At 74.7% G+C, this 19087-nt stretch carries 19 protein-coding genes; 12 read left to right on the top strand and 7 right to left on the bottom strand.

All coding sequences use genetic code 11. The features are described from left to right. Positions 1-121: 121 nt before the first annotated feature. Positions 122-1051: a DUF3027 domain-containing protein gene (locus tag ABZ318_RS01800; RefSeq protein WP_356900505.1), complete on the bottom strand. Its 930-nt coding sequence runs from the start codon at positions 1049-1051 to the stop codon at positions 122-124. Positions 1052-1450: 399 nt separating this feature from the next. Between ABZ318_RS01800 and ABZ318_RS01795 the strand changes: the two genes are divergently transcribed. The 4 genes from ABZ318_RS01795 to ABZ318_RS01780 all read left to right on the top strand — a co-directional run bounded on the left by ABZ318_RS01795 (position 1451) and on the right by ABZ318_RS01780 (position 5062). Beyond that, positions 1451-2830 carry an MFS transporter gene (locus ABZ318_RS01795; protein WP_356900504.1) on the top strand — a complete coding sequence of 460 codons (1380 nt, stop codon included), beginning with the start codon at positions 1451-1453 and terminating at the stop codon, positions 2828-2830. A gap of 168 nt (positions 2831-2998) precedes the next feature. Further along, complete coding sequence (locus tag ABZ318_RS01790) at positions 2999-3478, top strand: DUF2771 domain-containing protein (protein ID WP_356900503.1); 480 nt, start codon at positions 2999-3001, stop codon at positions 3476-3478. 7 nt (positions 3479-3485) lie between these two features. Continuing rightward, positions 3486-4217, top strand: coding sequence for a futalosine hydrolase (locus ABZ318_RS01785; protein ID WP_356900502.1), 732 nt, complete (start codon positions 3486-3488; stop codon positions 4215-4217). After that, a complete protein-coding gene (locus tag ABZ318_RS01780; protein WP_356900501.1) occupies positions 4214-5062 on the top strand; it encodes a 1,4-dihydroxy-6-naphthoate synthase in 849 nt (282 codons plus the stop codon). The genes ABZ318_RS01785 and ABZ318_RS01780 overlap by 4 nt, the downstream gene beginning before the upstream one ends. Positions 5063-5069: 7 nt before the next feature. On the opposite strand, the gene ABZ318_RS01775 is transcribed toward ABZ318_RS01780, so the two are convergent. After that, positions 5070-5453, bottom strand: coding sequence for a cold-shock protein (locus tag ABZ318_RS01775; protein ID WP_062753125.1), 384 nt, complete (start codon positions 5451-5453; stop codon positions 5070-5072). Between the two features lie 143 nt (positions 5454-5596). Between ABZ318_RS01775 and ABZ318_RS01770 the strand changes: the two genes are divergently transcribed. Further along, positions 5597-5875, top strand: a complete 279-nt coding sequence (locus ABZ318_RS01770; RefSeq protein ID WP_356900500.1) for a hypothetical protein — start codon at positions 5597-5599, stop codon at positions 5873-5875. On the opposite strand, the gene ABZ318_RS01765 is transcribed toward ABZ318_RS01770, so the two are convergent. Continuing rightward, positions 5863-6486, bottom strand: coding sequence for an HAD family hydrolase (locus ABZ318_RS01765; RefSeq protein ID WP_356900499.1), 624 nt, complete (start codon positions 6484-6486; stop codon positions 5863-5865). The genes ABZ318_RS01770 and ABZ318_RS01765 overlap by 13 nt on opposite strands. Before the next feature lie 100 nt (positions 6487-6586). Between ABZ318_RS01765 and ABZ318_RS01760 the strand changes: the two genes are divergently transcribed. From ABZ318_RS01760 to ABZ318_RS01750, 3 genes are all read left to right on the top strand, one after another. Continuing rightward, complete coding sequence (locus ABZ318_RS01760; RefSeq protein ID WP_356900498.1) at positions 6587-7591, top strand: iron ABC transporter permease; 1005 nt, start codon at positions 6587-6589, stop codon at positions 7589-7591. 61 nt (positions 7592-7652) lie between these two features. Beyond that, positions 7653-8744 carry an iron chelate uptake ABC transporter family permease subunit gene (locus ABZ318_RS01755; RefSeq protein WP_356900497.1) on the top strand — a complete coding sequence of 364 codons (1092 nt, stop codon included), beginning with the start codon at positions 7653-7655 and terminating at the stop codon, positions 8742-8744. Continuing rightward, positions 8741-9547, top strand: coding sequence for an ABC transporter ATP-binding protein (locus ABZ318_RS01750; RefSeq protein WP_356900496.1), 807 nt, complete (start codon positions 8741-8743; stop codon positions 9545-9547). The genes ABZ318_RS01755 and ABZ318_RS01750 overlap by 4 nt, the downstream gene beginning before the upstream one ends. Before the next feature lie 373 nt (positions 9548-9920). On the opposite strand, the gene ABZ318_RS01745 is transcribed toward ABZ318_RS01750, so the two are convergent. Then, a complete protein-coding gene (locus ABZ318_RS01745) occupies positions 9921-10946 on the bottom strand; it encodes a hypothetical protein (RefSeq protein ID WP_356900495.1) in 1026 nt (341 codons plus the stop codon). A 72-nt stretch (positions 10947-11018) separates the two neighbouring features. On the opposite strand from ABZ318_RS01745, the gene ABZ318_RS01740 reads away from it, so the two are divergent. Further along, positions 11019-13598, top strand: coding sequence for a helicase C-terminal domain-containing protein (locus ABZ318_RS01740; protein ID WP_356900494.1), 2580 nt, complete (start codon positions 11019-11021; stop codon positions 13596-13598). Between the two features lie 9 nt (positions 13599-13607). Here the strand turns inward: ABZ318_RS01740 and ABZ318_RS01735 are convergent, their stop codons facing one another. Then, the gene (locus ABZ318_RS01735; RefSeq protein ID WP_356900493.1) at positions 13608-13931 is read right to left on the bottom strand and encodes a hypothetical protein; all 324 of its coding nucleotides are present in this window, start codon (positions 13929-13931) and stop codon (positions 13608-13610) included. Positions 13932-14122: 191 nt separating this feature from the next. On the opposite strand from ABZ318_RS01735, the gene ABZ318_RS01730 reads away from it, so the two are divergent. Beyond that, on the top strand, positions 14123-15763 hold the full coding sequence (locus ABZ318_RS01730; RefSeq protein ID WP_356900492.1) for a DNA repair helicase XPB: 1641 nt from the start codon (positions 14123-14125) through the stop codon (positions 15761-15763). Between the two features lie 4 nt (positions 15764-15767). Here the strand turns inward: ABZ318_RS01730 and ABZ318_RS01725 are convergent, their stop codons facing one another. Both ABZ318_RS01725 and ABZ318_RS01720 read right to left on the bottom strand, forming a co-directional pair. After that, positions 15768-16112 carry a hypothetical protein gene (locus ABZ318_RS01725; protein WP_356900491.1) on the bottom strand — a complete coding sequence of 115 codons (345 nt, stop codon included), beginning with the start codon at positions 16110-16112 and terminating at the stop codon, positions 15768-15770. A gap of 48 nt (positions 16113-16160) precedes the next feature. Then, positions 16161-16343: a hypothetical protein gene (locus ABZ318_RS01720; RefSeq protein ID WP_356900490.1), complete on the bottom strand. Its 183-nt coding sequence runs from the start codon at positions 16341-16343 to the stop codon at positions 16161-16163. A gap of 247 nt (positions 16344-16590) precedes the next feature. Here ABZ318_RS01720 and ABZ318_RS01715 point away from each other — a divergent pair, with 247 nt between their 5' ends. After that, a complete protein-coding gene (locus tag ABZ318_RS01715; RefSeq protein ID WP_356900489.1) occupies positions 16591-18642 on the top strand; it encodes a UvrD-helicase domain-containing protein in 2052 nt (683 codons plus the stop codon). Next, positions 18639-19040 carry a VOC family protein gene (locus ABZ318_RS01710; RefSeq protein ID WP_356900488.1) on the top strand — a complete coding sequence of 134 codons (402 nt, stop codon included), beginning with the start codon at positions 18639-18641 and terminating at the stop codon, positions 19038-19040. The genes ABZ318_RS01715 and ABZ318_RS01710 overlap by 4 nt, the downstream gene beginning before the upstream one ends. The last annotated feature ends 47 nt before the right edge of the window (positions 19041-19087 follow it).

Raw genomic sequence — 19087 nt, 5'->3', positions numbered from 1 at the left:
CCGGGGCCCGAAGGTACCGCGCCTCGCCCCACCCCGGCCGACGGGGCGCGTACGGCCCAGGGGCGCGCGGGGGGCGCACTCCTGGGGCTCGTGGGGCGCGGGTGGACGAGCGGCCCGGGCCTTACGAGTGGCCCAGGTCCTCCGACGCCGCGTCCGGTTCCGTCGTGGAGCCCGAGTCCTTCGCCGGGCGGAGGGGGAACTCGTCCGCGGCCATGGAGTCCAGGACCGGCAGCGCCGGCCGCGGCGGCTTCGGCATGACGGCGGCCTCCGAGTGCCCCCCGCAGCCGTACGCGAGGGACACGACCCGGCCGTCCGCCGGGGAGAACTCGTTGGCGCAGATGCCGAAGGCCTGCTTCAGGGAGCCGGCCAGCGGCACCAGGAACGCGCAGGACTCGCAGGAGGCGGGCGCCGCCTGGGCCATCGGCGTCTTCGCGCCGAACGCCTCGTCCCACCGGTCCGCGGCCACGTGCAGGCCGTAGCGGGAGAGGACCCTCGCCCGGCGCATGCCGAGCTCCTCCGCGACCGCGGCGATGGCGCCCCGCGACGGGGTGCGCGACGTCAGCTCCGCGTCCTCCTCGTCGAGGTGCTCCTCCATCTCCTCCGAGACGACGGAGTTCGGCGGCGGCGTGTCCTCGCCGGAGTAGCCGGGCTCCAGGCGCAGGTCGTCCTGCTCCGTGGGGAGGAGGTCGCCGGGGCCCATGTCGCCGGGCCGCAGCCGCTCGCTCCACGGCACCCATTCGGGGGCGAGGAGCGCGTCGGCGCCGGGCAGCAGGACGGTTTCGTCAAGCGTGACGTTCTTGGCGCGGGAGGCGCGGGTGACGGTCACCGCCCAGCGCCAGCCCCGGTAGCCGGGCTCCTTGGACTCGAAGAAGTGCGTGACGACCCGGTCGCCCTCCGCGACGACCTCGACGTGCGCGCCCACGATCCCTGGCGCGGCCGCCTCCTCGGCGGCCTCCCGCGCGAGGTCTACGGCCTCCGCGCACAGGCGGTCGGGGGTACGCGTGGCTCGCGGGGTACGCGGGGTACCGCTTCGCGTCGTCGCAGCACTCACAGGTCTCGCTTCTCTCCTACGCCGTCTCACGGGTGCGCCGGCCGAGGGGCGGGAGCGAAGCCACGGGCGGCGGGCGGAGCGGACCAGGGGGCCGCATCGACGTCCGCACCCGACTTGTCTCGTGCGTCTCGGGCACACCTATCGCCATCCATTCTGCGGGATGCCGAAGAGGCGCGCGGCCGAGAGCTTCCGCCGGTGACGCGCTATGCACGCTACCCCGTTCGCGGGCCTCCGCCCACCTGCCCGTCCCAAGTGGCCGGGATCGCGGGCGCCGGAAGTGCCCGGGGCGCCGCCGTGCGGGCGGTCGTCCCGCGGAACGACCGCCCGCGACAGGCCCTCTCGCGGCGGTCCCCGCCGCGCCACGGTTCGTCGGGCGCGCCCGTGGGGCACTATGACGGAGTGGCAGCCGCACGGTCCCCCGTACGATCGCATGATCCCGCCGGGCCGCTCCGCCGAGCGGGCCGGAAGGTCGGGCGTGCCCTGCACCTGCCGTTCACCGGGACCGCGAAGGGCATCCGGAAGGCCACTCACGCGCACGGCGCGGGCGAGTCGGGGCTCGGGAAGCTGATCGAGCTGCACGCCGTGAACGGCGCCGGCGACGTCATGATCACCGTCGCCCTCGCCTCCACGGTCTTCTTCTCCGTGCCGACCGACGAGGCCCGCGGCCGCGTCGCGCTCTACCTGGCCGTCACGATGGCCCCCTTCACCCTCCTCGCCCCCGTGATCGGTCCCCTGCTGGACCGGATCCCGCACGGGCGGCGCGCGGCGATGGCGGGCGCGATGCTGACCCGCGCGGTCCTCGCGATCATGATGTCGGGGGCGGTGGCGACGGGCGGTCTGGAGCTGTACCCCGCGGCGCTCGGCGTCCTCGTGGCCTCCAAGGCGTACGGGGTGGTCCGCAGCGCCGTCGTGCCCCGGCTCCTCCCACCGGGCTTCTCGCTCGTGAAGGCGAACTCCCGGGTCACCCTCGCCGGGCTGCTCGCCACCGGCATCGCCGCGCCCGTGGGGGCGGGGCTGCAGATGATCGGTTCGGGCTGGCCGCTGTACGGGGCGTGCGCCCTGTTCCTGCTCGGGACGTTCTGGGCGCTGCGGATGCCCCACAAGGTGGACTCCGCGAAGGGCGAGCGGCGGGCGCACCTGCTGACCCACGGCGAGAAGAAGCCGAGCCTGCGGACGGTGGGCCCGTCGGTGCTGCACGGCCTGGAGGCGAACGCGGCGCAGCGCATGCTCTCCGGTTTCCTGATCTTCTTCCTGGCGTTCCTGCTGCGCGAGCACCCGCTGTCGGGGCAGAGCGCCGCCGTCTCCCTGGGGATCGTGGGCGTGGCGGCGGGCGTCGGGAACGCCTGCGGTACGGCCGTCGGCTCGCTGCTGCGGGACCGGGGCCACGGGCCCGAGGTGATCATCGCCACGATGATCACGGTGGTGTTCGGTACGGCGGTCTGTACGGCCGTCTTCTTCGGCGGCCTCATGGTCGCCGTCCTCGGCGCGGTCGCGGGGCTCACCCAGGCCCTGTCGAAGCTGTCGCTGGACGCGCTGATCCAGCGGGACGTGCCGGAGCTGGTGCGGACCTCGGCGTTCGCCCGTTCCGAGACGGCCCTGCAGATGGCGTGGGTGGTGGGCGGCGGGATCGGCATCGCCCTGCCCCTGAACGGCACGCTCGGCATGTCCGTCGCCGCCGGGATCCTGGGCCTGGGCGCGCTCCTCGCCGTCCGCGGCCTCCTGGCGGAGGCCCGCCGCCGCCTGGGCCCCAAGGGCCGCCCCAGGGCGAAAGTGCCCTAAGACGGCCCGTACGGGCCCGGGGGCGCCCCGCACGAAGCCCGGGGGCACCCCGTACAGGCCCGGAGGCACCCCGTACAGGCCCGGGACACTCCGTACGAAGTGGTACGCCGTGGCGGCACGCCGTACCCCCGCGTGGCGCGGGCGCGGCGGCCCGATAGCCTTCGGCTCATGACCGTTGCGTTCTTCTCCGGCTCGCGCCGCCGGGCCGCCGTCGCCCTCGGGGCCGTCTCCGCCGGGCTCCTCGTACTCTCCGCCTGCGACAAGCCGACTCCGCTCGCGACCCTGACGGTCGGGACCGACTCGGTGAACTCCGAGGCCGCCTGCTACAACGACGGCGACGCCATCAAGGAGTCGCAGATCCAGCAGTGCCTCAACAAGAAGGCCGAGAAGACCATCACGGTCTCCACGGACGACAAGATCCGCTTCGGCGTGGACCCGGAGATCGCGGACCACGGCTGGACGATCTTCCTCGGCGGCCAGCAGGCCGAGCCCGAGCCGTACAAGAAGACGTACCGGACCATCCCGGCCAGCGCCTTCTTCTCCAGCCAGCCCGGCGAGGCCACCGACAAGACCCAGGTGACCATCGTCGAGAACACCGGCAAGAAGCTGACCGGCATCTGGCACTTCCAGCTGAAGAAGGACTCCTGATCCTCCGGTGGTCCACCGGATCCTGATCGTGACGGCCGTGGCGGCGGAGGCGGACTCCGTCACCGCCGGCCTCGGCCCCGGCGGTGACGGCCTCCTCCCGCTGCCGGGGGGCTTCACCCTGCGCCGCCACGACCGCGTCGACGTCCTCGTCGGCGGGGTCGGCCCCGCGGCCGTCGCCGCCGCGACGGGGACGGCCCTCGCGTGCGAGACCCTGGCCGGGGGCGGCTACGGCCTCGTCGTCTCCGCCGGGATCGCCGGCGGGTTCCTGCCCGCGGCGCCGGTCGGGTCCGTCGTCGTGTCCTCGGCGATCGTCGCCGCCGACCTCGGGGCCGAGACCCCGGACGGATACCTCGCCGTCGAGGAGCTCGGCTTCGGCCGCTCCGTCCACCCCGCGCCCGAGGCGCTCACCCAGCGGATCGCCGCCGCCCTGGACGCCGGCGGCCCGCCGCACGCCCTCGCGCCCGTCCTCACCGTCTCCACCGTCACCGGCACCGCCCAGCGCGCCGCAGAGCTCGCGGAGCGCCACCCGGAGGCCGCCGCCGAGGCCATGGAGGGCTTCGGCGTCGCCGAGGCCGCCGCCGCACACGGCGTGCCGGTCGTCGAGATCCGGGCCGTGTCGAACGCCGTCGGTCCGCGCGACCGCGCCGCCTGGCGCATCGGCGAGGCCCTGGGCGCCCTCAGGGACACCTTCGAGCTGCTCAGCAGAACCGTCTTCGTGGAGTCGTGGGAGCCGTCGTGACCAAGCTGAAGATCGCCTACTCGCCCTGCCCGAACGACACCTTCGTCTTCGACGCCTGGGCGCACGGCCGGGTCCCGGGCGCGCCCCGGCTCGACGTGACGTTCGCGGACATCGACGTCACCAACGGCTGGGCGGAGGGCGGCACCGACGCGCACGACGTCCTGAAGGTGTCGTACGCCGTCCTGCCGTGGATCCTCGACGAGTACGCCCTGCTGCCCTGCGGCGGCGCCCTGGGCCGCGGCTGCGGCCCGCTGGTCCTGACGCGGGACGCGGACACGGACCTCACGGGGAGGACCGTCGCGGTGCCGAGCGAGCGCTCCACCGCGTACCTGCTGTTCCGGCTGTGGGCGGCCGAGACGGTGCCCGGCGGCGTCGGCGAGGTCGTCGTGATGCCGTTCCACGAGATCATGCCCGCCGTCCGGGACGGGAAGGTCGACGCGGGGCTCGTCATCCACGAGGCCCGCTTCACGTACAAGAACTACGGGCTGCACTGCCTCGCCGACATGGGCGAGCACTGGGAGTCCACGACCGGGCTCCCGATCCCGCTGGGCGCGATCGTCGCCCGCCGCTCGCTGGGCGCCGAGACCCTTCGGCTGCTCGCCGAGTCCGCCCGCGCGTCGGTGCGGATGGCCTGGGACGATCCCGTGGCCTCCCGGCCGTACGTCCTGGAGCACGCCCAGGAGATGGACCCGAAGGTCGCCGACCAGCACATCGGTCTCTACGTCAACGAGTTCACGGCCGACCTCGGCGAGCACGGCTACGCGGCGGTCCGCGGGCTGCTCACGCGCGCCGCGGCCGAGGGGCTCGTACCGCCCCTCGGCCCGGACGCGCTGCGGTTCCCGTAGAAGGGGCTTACACGTCCAGCTGGTCGGCGACCGCCCGCAGCAGGCCGGCGATCTTCTTGCCCGCCGCCTTCTCCGGGTAGCGGCCGCGCTCCAGCATCGGCGTGATGTTCTCCAGGAGCGTCGTCAGGTCCTGCACGATGGACGCCAGCTCGTCGGGCTTGCGGCGCTGCGCCGCGGCGACGGACGGGGTCGGGTCGAGGATCGTGACGGACAGCGCCTGGTCGCCGCGCTGACCGGCGACGACCCCGAACTCCACCCTCTGTCCCGGCTTCAGCGCCTCGACTCCGGCGGGGAGCACCGACGAGTGCACGAAGACGTCGCCGCCGTCGTCGCGGGAGAGAAAGCCGAAGCCCTTCTCGCTGTTGAACCATTTGACCTTGCCGGTAGGCACGTCTGTCCTCGTCCTCGTCCTCGTCGATGGGGATGGCAAACGGCGGGTCGTCGACCGACCCGCCGGCACCAGGCTAATGGTCGGAGGGCCGGTGACAAGACGCCGCCGACGTGTTCCTCCGGCCTGGGAACTACCCTGACCGAATGCGCAGTGAAACCCCCGCCGTGCCGGTGGACGACAGTGCCCCGGGTGACGGCCTGGTCAAGGCCGGTGTGATCCTGTTCGCGGTCGGCGCGATCGCGACGCTGGTCACCGTGGCCCCGCTGTTCCTCGGGACGGACCCGTTCCCCACCGCCGCGTACCTCGTGTCGATGCTGATGGGGGTCGGATTCCTCGTCGCCGCCGCCGGGCTCCTGCGGTCGGTCGCGGCCCAGCGGCGGCAGGCCCGGCGGACTTCGGCCGTTTCGGCTCAGCCGCGGTAGCCCTCCCACCAGGGGCGGAAGTCCGTCAGGTCCGGCAGGACCACGTCCGCGCCGGCCGCGGCCAGCTCCTCGGCGGGGCAGGGGCCGGTCGCGACGGCCACCGAGTACGCGCCCGCGGTGGCGGCGCCCCGGACGTCGCCCACGTGGTCGCCGACGTACACCCCGGCGCCGTGCGCGCGCAGGGCCTCCGCCTTGCCCTCGGCCCACAGGCCGCCGGCGACCGCGTCGGGCTCGATGCCGAGGTGGGCGAGGTGCAGCTCGGCGTGCGGGCCGTTCTTCGCGGTGACGACGATCGTGCGGCCGCCCGCCTCGCGCACGGCCTCGATCGCGTCCCGGGCGCCCGGCATCGGGACGGTGGGCTCGATAGCGTACGAGGGGTAGAGCGCCCGGTAGCGGGCGGTCATCTCCGTGACGTGCTCCGCCGGGAACCAGTGCGCCATCTCCTGCTCCAGCGGCGGCCCGAGGCGGCTCACGACGAGGTCGGCGTCGATCGGGACGCCCGTCTCGACGGAGAAGGCGACGAAGGCCGCCTTGATGCCCGGGCGGGTGTCGAGCAGGGTCAGGTCGAGGTCGAAGCCGACGGTGAGCGGGTTCGTGGGCGGGGTCGTCATGGGCTCATTCTCGCTGGCCCCGGGGGCCGGGTGTTCGAATATGAGTGCTGCTTACACTGAGGTGAGCCTAACCAAACCTGCACTCCGCCGATGGGGCCCGATGCCAGCCGCTTTCCGAACCAGACGGGTCCTCGCGACCTCGGCGGCCCTCGTCGCCCTGCTCCTCGCCGTCCTCCTCAGCCTCGCCGTCGGCGCCCGCCCCGTCGCGCCCTCCACCGTCCTCGACGCCCTGCTGCACGGCGCCACGGGCGACGACGCCGAGGTCGTCCGGCAGCTCCGCGTCCCCCGCACCCTCATCGGGCTGATGGTCGGCGCCGCCCTCGCCCTCGCCGGCACCGCCCTCCAGGGCATCACCCGCAACCCGATCGCCGACCCCGGCATCCTCGGCATCAGCCAGGGCTCCTCCGTCGCCGTCGTCCTCGCCATCGCCTTCCTCGGCGTGCACGAGCTCAGCGGGTACGTGTGGTTCGCCTTCGCCGGCGCCGCCCTCGCCTCCGTCGCCGTCCATGCGATCGCCTCCGGCGGGCGCGGCGGCGCCACACCCGTGAAGCTGGCGCTCGGCGGGGCCGCGATCAACGCGCTGCTGCTCTCCGTCACCACCGGCGTCCTCACGACCAGGGCCTCCGCCCTCGACGAGTTCCGGTTCTGGCAGATCGGCTCCCTCGACGGACGCGACACCGAGATCGTCGCCCGCATCTGGCCCTTCCTGCTGCTCGGCGCCGTCCTCGTCGTCTCCGTGGCCCGCGGGCTCGACGCGCTCGCCCTCGGCGAGGACGTCGCCAGGGGGCTCGGGCAGCGCGTCGCGACCGTACGGATCGTGGGCGGCCTCGGCGCGACCGTCCTCACCGGCGCGGCCGTCGCCGCCGCAGGACCCGTCGCCTTCGTCGGCCTCGCCGTCCCCCACATCGCCCGCGCGATCGTCGGCTCCGACCACCGCTGGGTCCTGCCGATGGCCGCGCTCGTCGGCCCGGTGATGCTGCTCGTCGCCGACGTCGCCGGCCGGATCGTCTTCCCGCCGGGCGAGGTCCCCGCCGGGGTGATGACCGCCCTGATCGGAGTGCCGTTCCTGGTGACGCTGGTACGACGGAAGGCGGTGGCGGCGTGAACCCGACCCCGATCGGCGTACCGTCCCCGGCTCCCTCCGTACGCCGGAAGGCGGTGCCCGCGTGAGCACGACACTCCGGGACCGGCCGGCGAAGGGCGCGGCCCCCGCCGGAGCCCGGCCCGCCGGATACGGGCTTCTGCGCGCCGGGCGGGCGTCCTTCCTCGTCCACCGCCGCTCCGCCCTCGTCGCCACGGGCCTCCTGGTCCTCCTGGCCGCCGCCTGCGTCGCGTACCTCTGCGTCGGCGAGCGGTTCGTCGCCCCCGGCGAGGTCGTACGGATCCTCCTCGGCCGGCCGTCGCCGTCCGCGTTCGTCGTCGAGGAGCTGCGCGAGCCGCGGCTCGTCGTCGCCCTCGCCGTCGGCGCCGCCTTCGGCATCGCGGGCGGCCTCGTCCAGACCGTCGCCCGCAACCCGCTCGCCAGCCCCGACGTCATCGGCATCAGCCAGGGCGCCGGAGCCGTCACCGTCGCCGCGATGACCTTCGGCCTCACCTCGTACACCGTCCTGCCGTACGTCTCCATCGGGGGCGGCATCCTCGCCGCCGCCCTCGTGTACGCCTTCGCCTGGCGCGGCGGACTGCACGCGACCCGCTTCGTGCTCATCGGCATCGGCATCGCGATCGCCCTGCGGTCCCTCATCACGCTCTTCATGACGAAGGGCGACTACCTCGTCGCCCAGCAGGCCCAGATCTGGATGACCGGCTCCCTCAACGGCCGCGGCTGGGACGAGTCCGCGCCGATCCGCTGGACGCTGCTCCTCCTGCTGCCCGCCGTGCTGTGGGCGGCCCGCGCCCAGCGGACCGTCTCCCTCGACGACGACACGGCGACCGCGCTCGGCGCCCGGCTCGGCGGGGTCCGGCTCGGGCTCGTCGCCGTCGGCGTCGTCCTCGCGTCGGTGGCGACGGGCGTCGCCGGACCGGTCGACTTCGTCGCCCTGCTCGCCCCGCAGATCGCCCGCCGCACCACCCGGACGGCGCAGATCCCGCTGCTCTGCTCCGCGCTCACGGGCGCGGTGATCGTGGTCGTCGCCGACCTGCTCGGCCGACGGCTGTTCTCCCCCGTCGAGCTGCCCGTGGGTGTCCTCACGGCGGCGGTCGGCGCCCCGTACCTGATCTGGCTCATCGTCCGGAGCCGAGCCGTTGGAGGTGCTTCGTGACCAGACTGCAGGCCCGTGAGCTGACGCTCGCCTACGAGGACCGGACCGTCGTCGAGGAACTCGACCTCGCCGTCCCCGACGGCAAGGTGACCGTGATCGTCGGCCCCAACGCCTGCGGCAAGTCCACGACGCTGCGGGCGCTCGGGCGGCTGCTGAAGCCGGCGGGCGGCGCCGTCCTCCTCGACGGCGAGTCGCTGGCGAAGCTGCCGACCAAGCGGATCGCCCGCTCGATCGGCCTGCTGCCGCAGACCCCCGTCGCGCCCGAGGCCATCACCGTCGCCGACCTGGTCTCCCGGGGCCGCCAGCCGCACCAGGCCTGGTGGAAGCAGTGGTCGGAGGAGGACGAGCGGGCCGTCGCCGACGCCATGGAACGCACGGACGTCGCCGCGCTCGCCGACCGCTCCGTCGACGCGCTGTCGGGCGGGCAGCGGCAGCGGGTGTGGATCGCGATGGCCCTCGCCCAGGAGACCGACCTGCTCCTCCTCGACGAACCCACCACCTACCTGGACATCTCCCACCAGGTGGAGGTCCTCGACCTGGTCCGCCGCCTCAACCGGCTGCGCGGCCGGACCGTCGTCCTCGTCCTCCACGACCTGAACCAGGCCGCCCGGTACGCCGACCACCTCGTCGCCATGAAGGCGGGGCGGGTGGTGGCTTCGGGGCCGCCGTCGGAGGTCGTCACGGAGTCCCTCGTACGGGACGTCTTCGGGCTCGCGTCGGTCGTCGTCCCCGACCCGGTGACGGGGTCACCCCTGGTGGTGCCGGGGGCGCCGTGGCACGAGGAGGACCCCGCCCTCGGCTGAGCCGGAACGGCGGGGCCCGGGACACGCTTCCGAGCCCCCGCCCACCCCCGTGTGGGTCCGCGCCCACGCCCGTGCGGGCGCGCGCCTGCGGGACGGTGCCCCCGCCCACCCCCGTGTGGGCGCGCGTCTGCGGGGCGGTGCCCCCGCCCACCCCCGTGTGGGCAATCGTCCCGCTGGGCGGGACGGGTGGGCACACGGGACGGCGCCTCTGCGGGCGCGCTCCGCCTTCCGGGCCTGGACCCGCACCGACAGTGCGGCGCGCATCCGGTGCGGGTCCAGGCTCGGGAGCCTCTGGCGCCGGCAAGGGCGCCGTTCCGTTGTGCCCACCCGTTCCGCCCCGGCGGAACGATTGCCCACAACGGGGGCGCGGGGTTCAGTGGCGGCGGGATCGCCAGAGGAGGAACAGGGACGAGGCGATCGCCGCGCCCCGGAGGGTCCAGGGCCAGGTCTCGGAGATCGCCGCCCCCATCGCCTCCCCGCCCGGCGCCACCGCCTCGCCCCAGCGGCCCTGGACGCGGCCCCAGATCCAGGCGATCCCGCCGGCGGCGGCGAGGCCGGGGATCACCAGGACGGCGATCTTGATCTCGACCGGGGTCAGCCGGCGGGAGGCGTACGCGAGGAGCCAGCCCGCCGCGAGGGCGATCAGCGAGCCGAAGACGGCGCCGCCGAGCAGGAGCAGCGCGGCGAGCAGGACGAAGGGGTTCGCGAGGCGGGCGCGGGACGCCACCGCCGGTTCCGCCCCGGCCGCCGGCCCCTCAGCGACCGCGGCCGGTGCCGGGGCCTTGCGGAGCCGGAGGAGACGCGCCAGGCGGCGGCCCTTCCCCGGTGCGGGCTCCTCGGCCCCGTCGTCCTCGTCCTCCGCCGGCGCGGGCGGCGCGAAGAGGTCGGGGCGCTCGATGCCGCCGACGAAGCCCAGGAACCCGCCGTCGGCGTCGGCGAGGTCGGTGGCGTCGTCCGTACGCCACCAGTCCACCGCCCCGTCGGGGCCCTGGCGGTCCTGGGCGGGGATCGCGGGGCCCGACGCGCCGGAAGCCGCGCGCGGGTTTCCGGGGGCCTCGGGCGCGCCCCCGCCGTCCTCCGCCGACCCCGACCCCGACCCCGACTCCGGCCCCGACCCCGACCCCGTCCCCGTCCCCGCCCGCGGCTTCGGCACCGGCTTCGGCCGCCCACCCGAGGGCCCCGCCCGGTCCACGACCTCGTCCGGGGTGCCCAGGGCGCCGAGGATGCCCCGTACCGCCGCCGGGCTCTCCTCGCCGTGCGTGGCGCGGCGGCGGTCGATCTCGCTGCGCAGCCCGGACACGAGCTTCATCCGGTCGCTCGCGGGCAGTTGTCGCTGCTGGGCCAGATCGCCGACCCGGCTCAGATAGTCGTAGACCAACTGGTCGCTCTCGATCCCCACGGCGCCCCTCCACGGCCGGTCCACCCGGTACGGCCCGACGTTAGCGCCTGGACAGCGGCTAACGTGGTCCGGATGGGGATCGGTGAGCTCGACCGGGAGGCGCACGTGCCCGAGGTAACCAGCGTCGGCGCGGCGCCGCGCACGCTCGCGGAGGCGCTTCGCGCGCGGGGCGACGAAGGGCTCGCCGCGCTGCTGCGCGCCCGGCCGGACCTGCTGAACCCCGTACCGAACGACCTGACGCAGCTGGCGACCCGCGCGGGCACGCGGGGTTCGGTGGTGCGGGCGCTCGACCGGCTCGACCGGTTCGCCCTCCAGACGGCCGAAGCGCTGGCCGTCGCCCCGGACCCCGCCCCGTACCCCGTGCTGCTCGCGCTGCTCACCGGTGACGAGGGCGATCCGGCGATCGAGGCGGCGCTGCCGGGCGCGGTGGCGCTGCTGCGCGAGCAGGCCCTCGTGTGGGGCGAGGACGACCGGCTGCGGCTGGTGCGGACCGCGCGGGAGCTGCTCGCGCCCTCGCCGCAGCATCCGTCGCCGACCGGGCTCGGGCCGACGGTCGCGGAGGCGACGGCGGGGATGTCGCCGGGCCGGGTGCAGGAGATCATCGCGACGGCCGGGCTACCCGCGACGCACGATCCGGTGTCGGCGGTGGCGGCCCTCACGGAGCTGTTCACCGACCGGGCGCGGATGGGCGCGCTGCTCGACGAGGCGTCCCCGGAGGCCCTCTCCGTCCTGGACCGGCTGGTGTGGGGTCCGCCGTACGGCGAGGTGACGGCGAATCCGGCGCCTCCGGTGCGCTGGCTGCGCGACCGGGGGCTGCTGCTGCCGGTGTCGGCGCGGACGATGGTGCTGCCCCGCGAGGTGGCGCTGCATCTGCGGGGCGGGCGGGCGCACCGGGCGCCGGAGCCGGTGGCGCCGGTGGTGGAGGCGGTGCGCGACTACCGTCCCCAGGTGGTGGACAGCGCCGCCGCCGGGCAGGCGTACGCGACGCTCGCGACCGTCGAGGAGCTGCTGAAGTCCTGGGACCAGGGCGGCCCCCAGGTGCTGCGGGCGGGCGGGATGTCCGTGCGGGACCTCAAGCGGACGGCGGTGGCGCTGGACGTGACGGAGCAGGTCGCCGCGTTCTGGCTGGAGCTGTGCTTCGGGGCGGGGCTGCTCGCCTCGGACGGGGAGGCGGACGAGCGGTACGCGCCGACGCCCGCGTACGACGACTGGCTCGACCTGCCGCCCGCCGAGCGCTGGGCGCGGCTCGTCGCGCCCTGGCTCACGGCGACCCGCACCCCGGGCCTGGTGGGCGGCCAGGACGCGAAGGGCCGCACGCTCGCCGTCCTCGGCCCGGACCTGGACCGCGCGGCCGCGCCGGAGGTCCGCCACCGGGTCCTGGAGCTCCTCGCGACCCTGCCGCCGGGCGCGGCGGCCGACCCCGGGACGGTGTTCGCCCGGCTGCGCTGGGAGCGGCCGCCGCGGGGCGCCGCGCAGCCGGCGCCGCCGCGCGCGCCGCAGGCGACGGCCGACACCGACGGGGCCACCGGTCCCGAGGTCCACGACGACCTGCGGTCCCGGCTCGCGCGGTGGACGCTCGCCGAGGCCGAGCTGCTGGGGATCACGGGCCGGGGCGCGCTCGCGTCCCCCGCCCGGGCGCTGCTCAACCTGCCGCTCGCGGAGGCGGCGACGCCCACCGACCACGGGGGCCGGGTCGAGCTGTCGGTGGCCGCCGGGCGGGCGGCGACCCTGCTCGCGCCACTGCTTCCCGAGGCCGTCGACCACGTGCTGCTCCAGGCCGACCTGACGGCCGTCGCGCCCGGGCCGCTGCGGCGGCCGCTGGCCGACGCGCTCGCGGTCCTGGCGGACGTGGAATCGAAGGGTGGCGCGACGGTGTACCGGTTCACGCCCGGTTCCGTGCGGCGCGCCCTCGACTCCGGGCGGTCGGCCTCCGACCTGCACGACTTCCTGGCCGCGCACTCCCGGACGCCGGTGCCTCAGCCGCTGGCGTATCTGATCGACGACGTGGCCAGGAGGCACGGCCATCTGCGGATCGGCGCGGCCTCCGCGTACGTGCGCTGCGACGACGACACCGTGCTCGGCGAGATCCTGGCCGACCGGCGCTCCGCCGCCCTGGGCCTGCGCCGCCTCGCGCCGACGGTGCTCGCCGCGCAGACGGACCCGGCGTCGCTGCTGGACGGGCTGCGGTCGATGGGGTACGCCCCGGCCGCCGAGTCCGCCGAGGGCGACGTCCTGGTCACCCGCGCCGACGCGTACCGCACGCCCGCCCGTACGGCCCCGGTGCCCGTCCCGGACGGCCCGCCGGTCCCCGACACGACGCTCCTCGGCGCGGCGGTGAAGGCGATCCGGGCGGGCGACCGGGCGGCGACGGCGGTGCGGAAGGAACCGGCGGCGCCCGTGGCGTCGGCGGGCGGCCTCCCCCGCACCTCGGCCGCCGAGACCCTGGCGACGGTCCAGGCGGCGGCGATGACGGGTTCGGCCGTCTGGATCGGCTACGTCAACGCGGAGGGCGCGGCGAGCCAGCGCGTCATCGCCCCGGTCCGCGTGGAGGGCGGCTTCGTGACGGGCTACGACCACACGGCCGACGAGGTCCGCACGTACCCCCTGCACCGGATCACGGGCGTGGCGGAACTGGCGGACGACCAGGTGTGATCCCGCTCCTCAGGGGAGCACGCCCTCGACGAGGCGGGCCAGCGCGGGACAGGCGAGGCCGACGGCGCACGCGAGCCCGGCGAGGACCCGCCTGAGCGGCCGCCGGCGCAGGGTGCGCGCGAGGAACCAGATGGGGACCGCCACCGTCACCGGCAGCAGCAGACAGGCGGCGATCACGACCGGGTGCGCCGGCAGCAGGCCGAGCCTGCTCCCGACGAGCAGCGCGAGCAGCGGTCCGCCCAAGGCCCCGGTCAGCATCGCCGCCCACCAGTTGGGGTCGTGCGCGGAGGAGGCGGACGCGGACCGGTCCCCGGCCCCGGGGATCGGTGGCATGCCCCTCATCCCACCGCCGCCGGCCGGGCCCGTCCATCCGTACACCTACTCATCCGGCATGTGCCGGATGCTCATGCCGGGAGGCCGTGGCGGCGCACACCGCGTCGACGACCGTCCCGTACCGGCCCCGGATCGGGCAGACTGGAGGATTGGCCGTCGTCGGAGCGGCCCGGGAAGGACCTGATTCTCACGTGAATGGGCCACTCATCGTCCAGAGCGACAAGACGCTGCTCCTGGAGGTCGACCACGAGCTCGCCGAGGCCTGCCGTCGGGCCATCGCGCCGTTCGCGGAGCTGGAGCGGGCGCCGGAGCACATCCACACCTACCGGGTGACGCCGCTGGGGCTGTGGAACGCGCGGGCCGCCGGGCACGACGCCGAGCAGGTCGTCGACGCGCTCGTCGAGCACTCGCGGTATCCCGTGCCGCACGCCCTGCTCGTCGACATCGCCGAGACCATGGCCCGGTACGGGCGGCTCACGCTCTCCAAGCACCCCACGCACGGGCTCGTGCTGACCACGACCGACCGGCCCGTACTGGAGGAGATCCTCCGGTCGAGGAAGGTGCAGCCGCTGGTCGGGGAGCGGATCGACGCGGACACCGTGGTCGTGCACCCCTCCGAGCGCGGGCAGATCAAGCAGACGCTGCTGAAGCTGGGCTGGCCGGCCGAGGACCTCGCCGGGTACGTCGACGGGGAGGCGCACCGGATCGACCTCGCCGAGGACGGCTGGTCACTGCGCCCGTACCAGAAGCAGGCCGTCGACGGTTTCTGGCACGGCGGCTCCGGCGTCGTCGTGCTGCCCTGCGGGGCGGGCAAGACGCTGGTCGGGGCCGGGGCGATGGCCCAGGCGAAGGCGACGACGCTGATCCTCGTCACGAACACGGTCTCCGCGCGGCAGTGGAAGCACGAGCTGGTGAAGCGGACCTCGCTGACCGAGGACGAGATCGGCGAGTACAGCGGCACGCGCAAGGAGATCCGGCCGGTCACCATCGCCACGTACCAGGTGCTCACGACCAAGCGGAAGGGGATCTACCCGCACCTGGAGCTCTTCGACTCCCGGGACTGGGGCCTCATCGTCTACGACGAGGTGCACCTGCTGCCCGCGCCGGTCTTCAAGTTCACCGCCGACCTGCAGGCGCGGCGGCGGCTCGGGCTGACCGCGACGCTCGTGCGGGAGGACGGGCGGGAGTCCGACGTGTTCTCGCTGATCGGGCCGAAGCGGTTCGACGCGCCGTGGAAGGAGATCGAGGCGCAGGGGTACATCGCGCCCGCCGACTGCGTCGAGGTGCGGGTGAACCTGACCGACGCGGAGCGGCTCGCGTACGCGACGGCCGAGGCGGAGGAGAAGTACCGCTTCTGTGCGACGACGGCGACGAAGCGGAAGGTGACGGAGGCCCTGGTGAAGAAGTTCGCCGGGCAGCAGATCCTCGTCATCGGGCAGTACATCGACCAGCTGGACGAGCTCGGCGAGCACCTGGACGCGCCGGTGATCAAGGGCGAGACGTCGAACGCGCAGCGGGAGAAGCTCTTCGACGCGTTCCGCAACGGCGAGATCAACGTGCTCGTCGTGTCGAAGGTCGCGAACTTCTCGATCGACCTGCCGGAGGCGACGGTCGCGATCCAGGTGTCGGGCACCTTCGGGTCCCGCCAGGAGGAGGCGCAGCGCCTGGGCCGGGTGCTGCGGCCGAAGGCGGACGGTCACCAGGCGCACTTCTACTCGGTGGTGGCGCGGGACACGATCGACCAGGACTTCGCGGCGCACCGGCAGCGGTTCCTGGCGGAGCAGGGCTACGCGTACCGGATCGTGGACGCGGACGAGCTGCTGGCGCCGTAGGGGCTCAGTCCACGAGCTGGAGGACGACTCCGACGAGCCCGAGGGCGTACTGGGCGATGACGAAGGCCCGGCGAGGCGTGGTCGCCAGCAGGTTCCGAGGGGCGGCGAGGGCGACCAGGCCGCTCACGGCGGCGACGCGGAACGTCCAGAACGCGGCGTCGGTGAAGGCTCCGGCGGCGCCGTCCCCGTCGATGGCGTCGCCGAGCACCAGCACCACGGTGAAGGCGAAGAGCGCGAGGAGGACGGCGAAGCCACCGAGGGCCGTGAGGCGCAGGCGCCGGGTGGTGCGGGCGATGTCGTCGGCCACGGGGGGCGCCGGCGTGGCGGACGTCGCGGGCGTTGTCGTCATGGCTCGATCCCATCAGGGCGCGGCCGGCCCGCCCAGGCGTTCCCGTACTCAGTCGGGGCCTGACGCGTACTCGGGCCGGGGGTTGCGGACCCCCGCCTCCGGCGGGCCGTAGTCGCCCAGGAGGGCTACCGCGGCCGCCGCGCCGCCGAAGGCGCGTATCGCGCGGAGGGCGGTGGTGAGGCGGCGGGGGCGGGGGACGGTGGTCATGAGGGGGAAGGTCGTCGCGGTCATGCCTCCATGATGGAATCCGGACATTGCGGATACATCGGCCTGGGGACGGAATCCGGGTCCGCCTCGCGTCGGATGACGCCCCTAGGGGGCGAGACGCCCCCTAGGGGTGAAAACGGTTCGCCCCGCCGCGTGCCCGGAGCTACACTTGCCCGCTTCCCCCGCCTCCCCCCGTGGAGCGCCGCCGCCCGGTCGGAAACCGGCGGCCACTCTGTCGTGTCCGCGTATCCACCTGCCCGGAGGCTTCACCGTGTCCGCATCCGCCGCATCCGACGTTCCCGGTGCGCTCGACGACCCGCTCGCGCGCGAGCGCGCCCATCTGACCTCGTCCCGCGCCGCGCTGCGCGCGATGCGCGAGGACGTCGAGGCGCTCGACATCAAGGACGTCACCGCGAACTGGGTCAACTCCCTGGTGCTCGGGCGGCAGATCGAGGACCGGATCAAGGCACTCGCGGACCTCGCCGACACCCCGCTCTTCTTCGGGCGGCTCGACTACCTGCACACCACGCAGGAGGGGCAGCGCTTCTACATCGGGCGGCGGCACGTCCACGACGCCGACGGCGACCCGATGGTGATCGACTGGCGCGCGCCGGTCTCGCAGCCGTACTACCAGGCGTCGAAGAAGGACCCGCAGGACGTGGGCCTGCGGCGCCGCTTCGGCTACACGGGCGGCGAGCTCACCGCGTACGAGGACGAGCACCTCTCCGACCCGGGCGAGCTGGAGCGGACGAGCCGGCTGCTCCAGGCCGAGATCGAGCGGCCCCGCGTCGGCCCCATGCGCGACATCGTCGCCACCATCCAGCCGGAGCAGGACGGGATCGTCCGCTCCGACCTGTCGGGGACGGTGTGCGTGCAGGGAGGCCCGGGGACGGGAAAGACGGCCGTCGGTCTGCACCGTGTCGCCTATCTGCTGTACGCGCACCGGGAGCGGCTCGCCCGCACCGGCACCCTGGTCATCGGGCCGAACCGTTCCTTCCTCCACTACATCGAGCAGGTCCTGCCCGCGCTCGGCGAGTTGGAGGTCCAGCAGGCGACGGTCGACGACCTCGTCGCGCACGTCGAGGTGCGGGGCGCGGACGAGGCGGCGACGGCGGTCGTGAAGGGCGACGCCCGGATGGCGGAGGTGCTGCGGCGGGCGGTCCGCTCGCACGTGACGCTGCCGAAGGAGCCCCTGATGGTGGTGCGCGGTTCGCGGCGCTGGCGGGTCCCCGCGTACGAACTTGAGGAGATCGTAAGGGAGTTGCTCGACCGTGACATCCGGTACGGCGCCGCCCGCGAGGCCCTCCCGCAGCGCATCGCGCACGCCGTCCTGGTCCGGATGGAGGAGGCCGGCGAGGCGCCCGACGACCGCGTGCAGAACGCGGTCGCGCGGAACACGGCGGTGAAGGCCGTCGTGAAGGAGTGCTGGCCGCTCGTCGAGCCCGCGAAGCTGGTCCTGCGACTGCTGGGCGACGCCGACTTCCTCGCCGAGCACGCCGAGGGGCTGCTCACCGAGGACGAGCAGAAGCTGCTGCTGTGGGCGAAGCCGGCGCGGAGCGTGAAGACGGCGAAGTGGTCGGCGGCGGACGCCGTCCTCATCGACGAGGCGAAGGACCTGGTGGAGCGGACGCACTCGCTCGGGCACGTGGTCCTCGACGAGGCGCAGGACCTGTCCCCCATGCAGTACCGGGCGGTGGGCCGCCGCTGCACGACCGGCTCGGCGACGGTCCTGGGCGACCTGGCGCAGGGCACGACGCCGTGGGCGACGGAGAGCTGGGCGCAGGCGCTCGGGCACCTGGGGAAGCCGGAGGCGGTGGTGGAGGAGCTGACGGCCGGTTTCCGCGTGCCGCGCGAGGTGATCGCGTACGCCTCGCGGCTCCTTCCGCACATGTCGCCGGGGCTCGCGGCGGTGGAGTCGGTCCGGGAGAACCCGGGGTCCCTCTCCGTCCGGTCGGCCGAAGAGCTGGACACGGAGGTGGTCGCGGCCTGCGTGGAGGCCCTGACCCACGAGGGCTCGATCGGCCTGATCGCCGCGGACGCGCGGATCGCGCCGCTCGCGGAGGCGCTGGCGGCCGCCGGTCTGGCGTACCTCTCCCCCGGTGAGGAGACGACGGCCGAGTCGCGCCTCACGCTGGTCCCGGCCTCGCTCGCGAAGGGTCTGGAGTACGACTACGTGGTCCTGGACGAGCCGGCGGCCGTCGTCGACGGCGAACCGGACGAGCGGACGGGCCTGCGCCGGCTGTACGTGGCGCTGACGCGTGCGGTGTCGGGCCTGACGGTCGTCCACTCGGCGCCGATTCCCGAGCAGTTGGGCGAGCTGTGACGGCGGCGCGGGTCGGGTCGCTCCACCACGTCGAGCTGTGGGTGGGCGACCTGGCTCGGGCCGAGCGGAGCCTCGGCTGGCTGCTCGGGGCGCTCGGGTACGCGCCCTTCCAGTCCTGGGAGGGCGGCCGCAGCTGGGCGCTCGGCTCCTGTTACGTGGTCGTGGAGCAGTCCCCGGCCCGTACGTCGGACCACCACGACCGCCTCCGCCCGGGCCTGAACCACCTGGCCTTCCACGCGGGCGACCGGTCCGCCGTCGACCGGCTCGCCGCCGACGCACCGACGCACGGCTGGCGCCTGCTGTTCGCCGACCGGCATCCGTACGCGGGCGGGGCGGGGCACTACGCGGCGTACCTGGAGGACGAGGACGGGTTCGAGGTGGAGCTGGTGGCGTCCTAGGGGGTGTCTTGCCGATCAGGCCGGGCTCGCGACGCCCGGCCTGATCG

Source organism: Streptomyces sp. NPDC006197 (genome assembly GCF_040613865.1).
GTDB lineage: Bacteria > Actinomycetota > Actinomycetes > Streptomycetales > Streptomycetaceae > Streptomyces.
The sequence above is the reverse complement of the archived record's forward strand: the minus strand, read 5'-3'. Positions and strand labels throughout refer to the sequence as shown.

What these genes read in the sequence shown, in the direction of transcription:
- ABZ318_RS01790 (WP_356900503.1), top strand. Translation starts at nt 2,999, where the DNA reads ATGACCGTTGCGTTCTTCTCCGGCTCGCGCCGCCGGGCCGCCGTCGCC.
- ABZ318_RS01770 (WP_356900500.1), top strand. Translation starts at nt 5,597, where the DNA reads ATGCGCAGTGAAACCCCCGCCGTGCCGGTGGACGACAGTGCCCCGGGT.
- ABZ318_RS01765 (WP_356900499.1), bottom strand. Translation starts at nt 6,486, where the DNA reads ATGACGACCCCGCCCACGAACCCGCTCACCGTCGGCTTCGACCTCGAC.
- ABZ318_RS01760 (WP_356900498.1), top strand. Translation starts at nt 6,587, where the DNA reads ATGCCAGCCGCTTTCCGAACCAGACGGGTCCTCGCGACCTCGGCGGCC.
- ABZ318_RS01740 (WP_356900494.1), top strand. Translation starts at nt 11,019, where the DNA reads ATGGGGATCGGTGAGCTCGACCGGGAGGCGCACGTGCCCGAGGTAACC.
- ABZ318_RS01735 (WP_356900493.1), bottom strand. Translation starts at nt 13,931, where the DNA reads ATGCCACCGATCCCCGGGGCCGGGGACCGGTCCGCGTCCGCCTCCTCC.
- ABZ318_RS01725 (WP_356900491.1), bottom strand. Translation starts at nt 16,112, where the DNA reads ATGACGACAACGCCCGCGACGTCCGCCACGCCGGCGCCCCCCGTGGCC.
- ABZ318_RS01720 (WP_356900490.1), bottom strand. Translation starts at nt 16,343, where the DNA reads ATGACCGCGACGACCTTCCCCCTCATGACCACCGTCCCCCGCCCCCGC.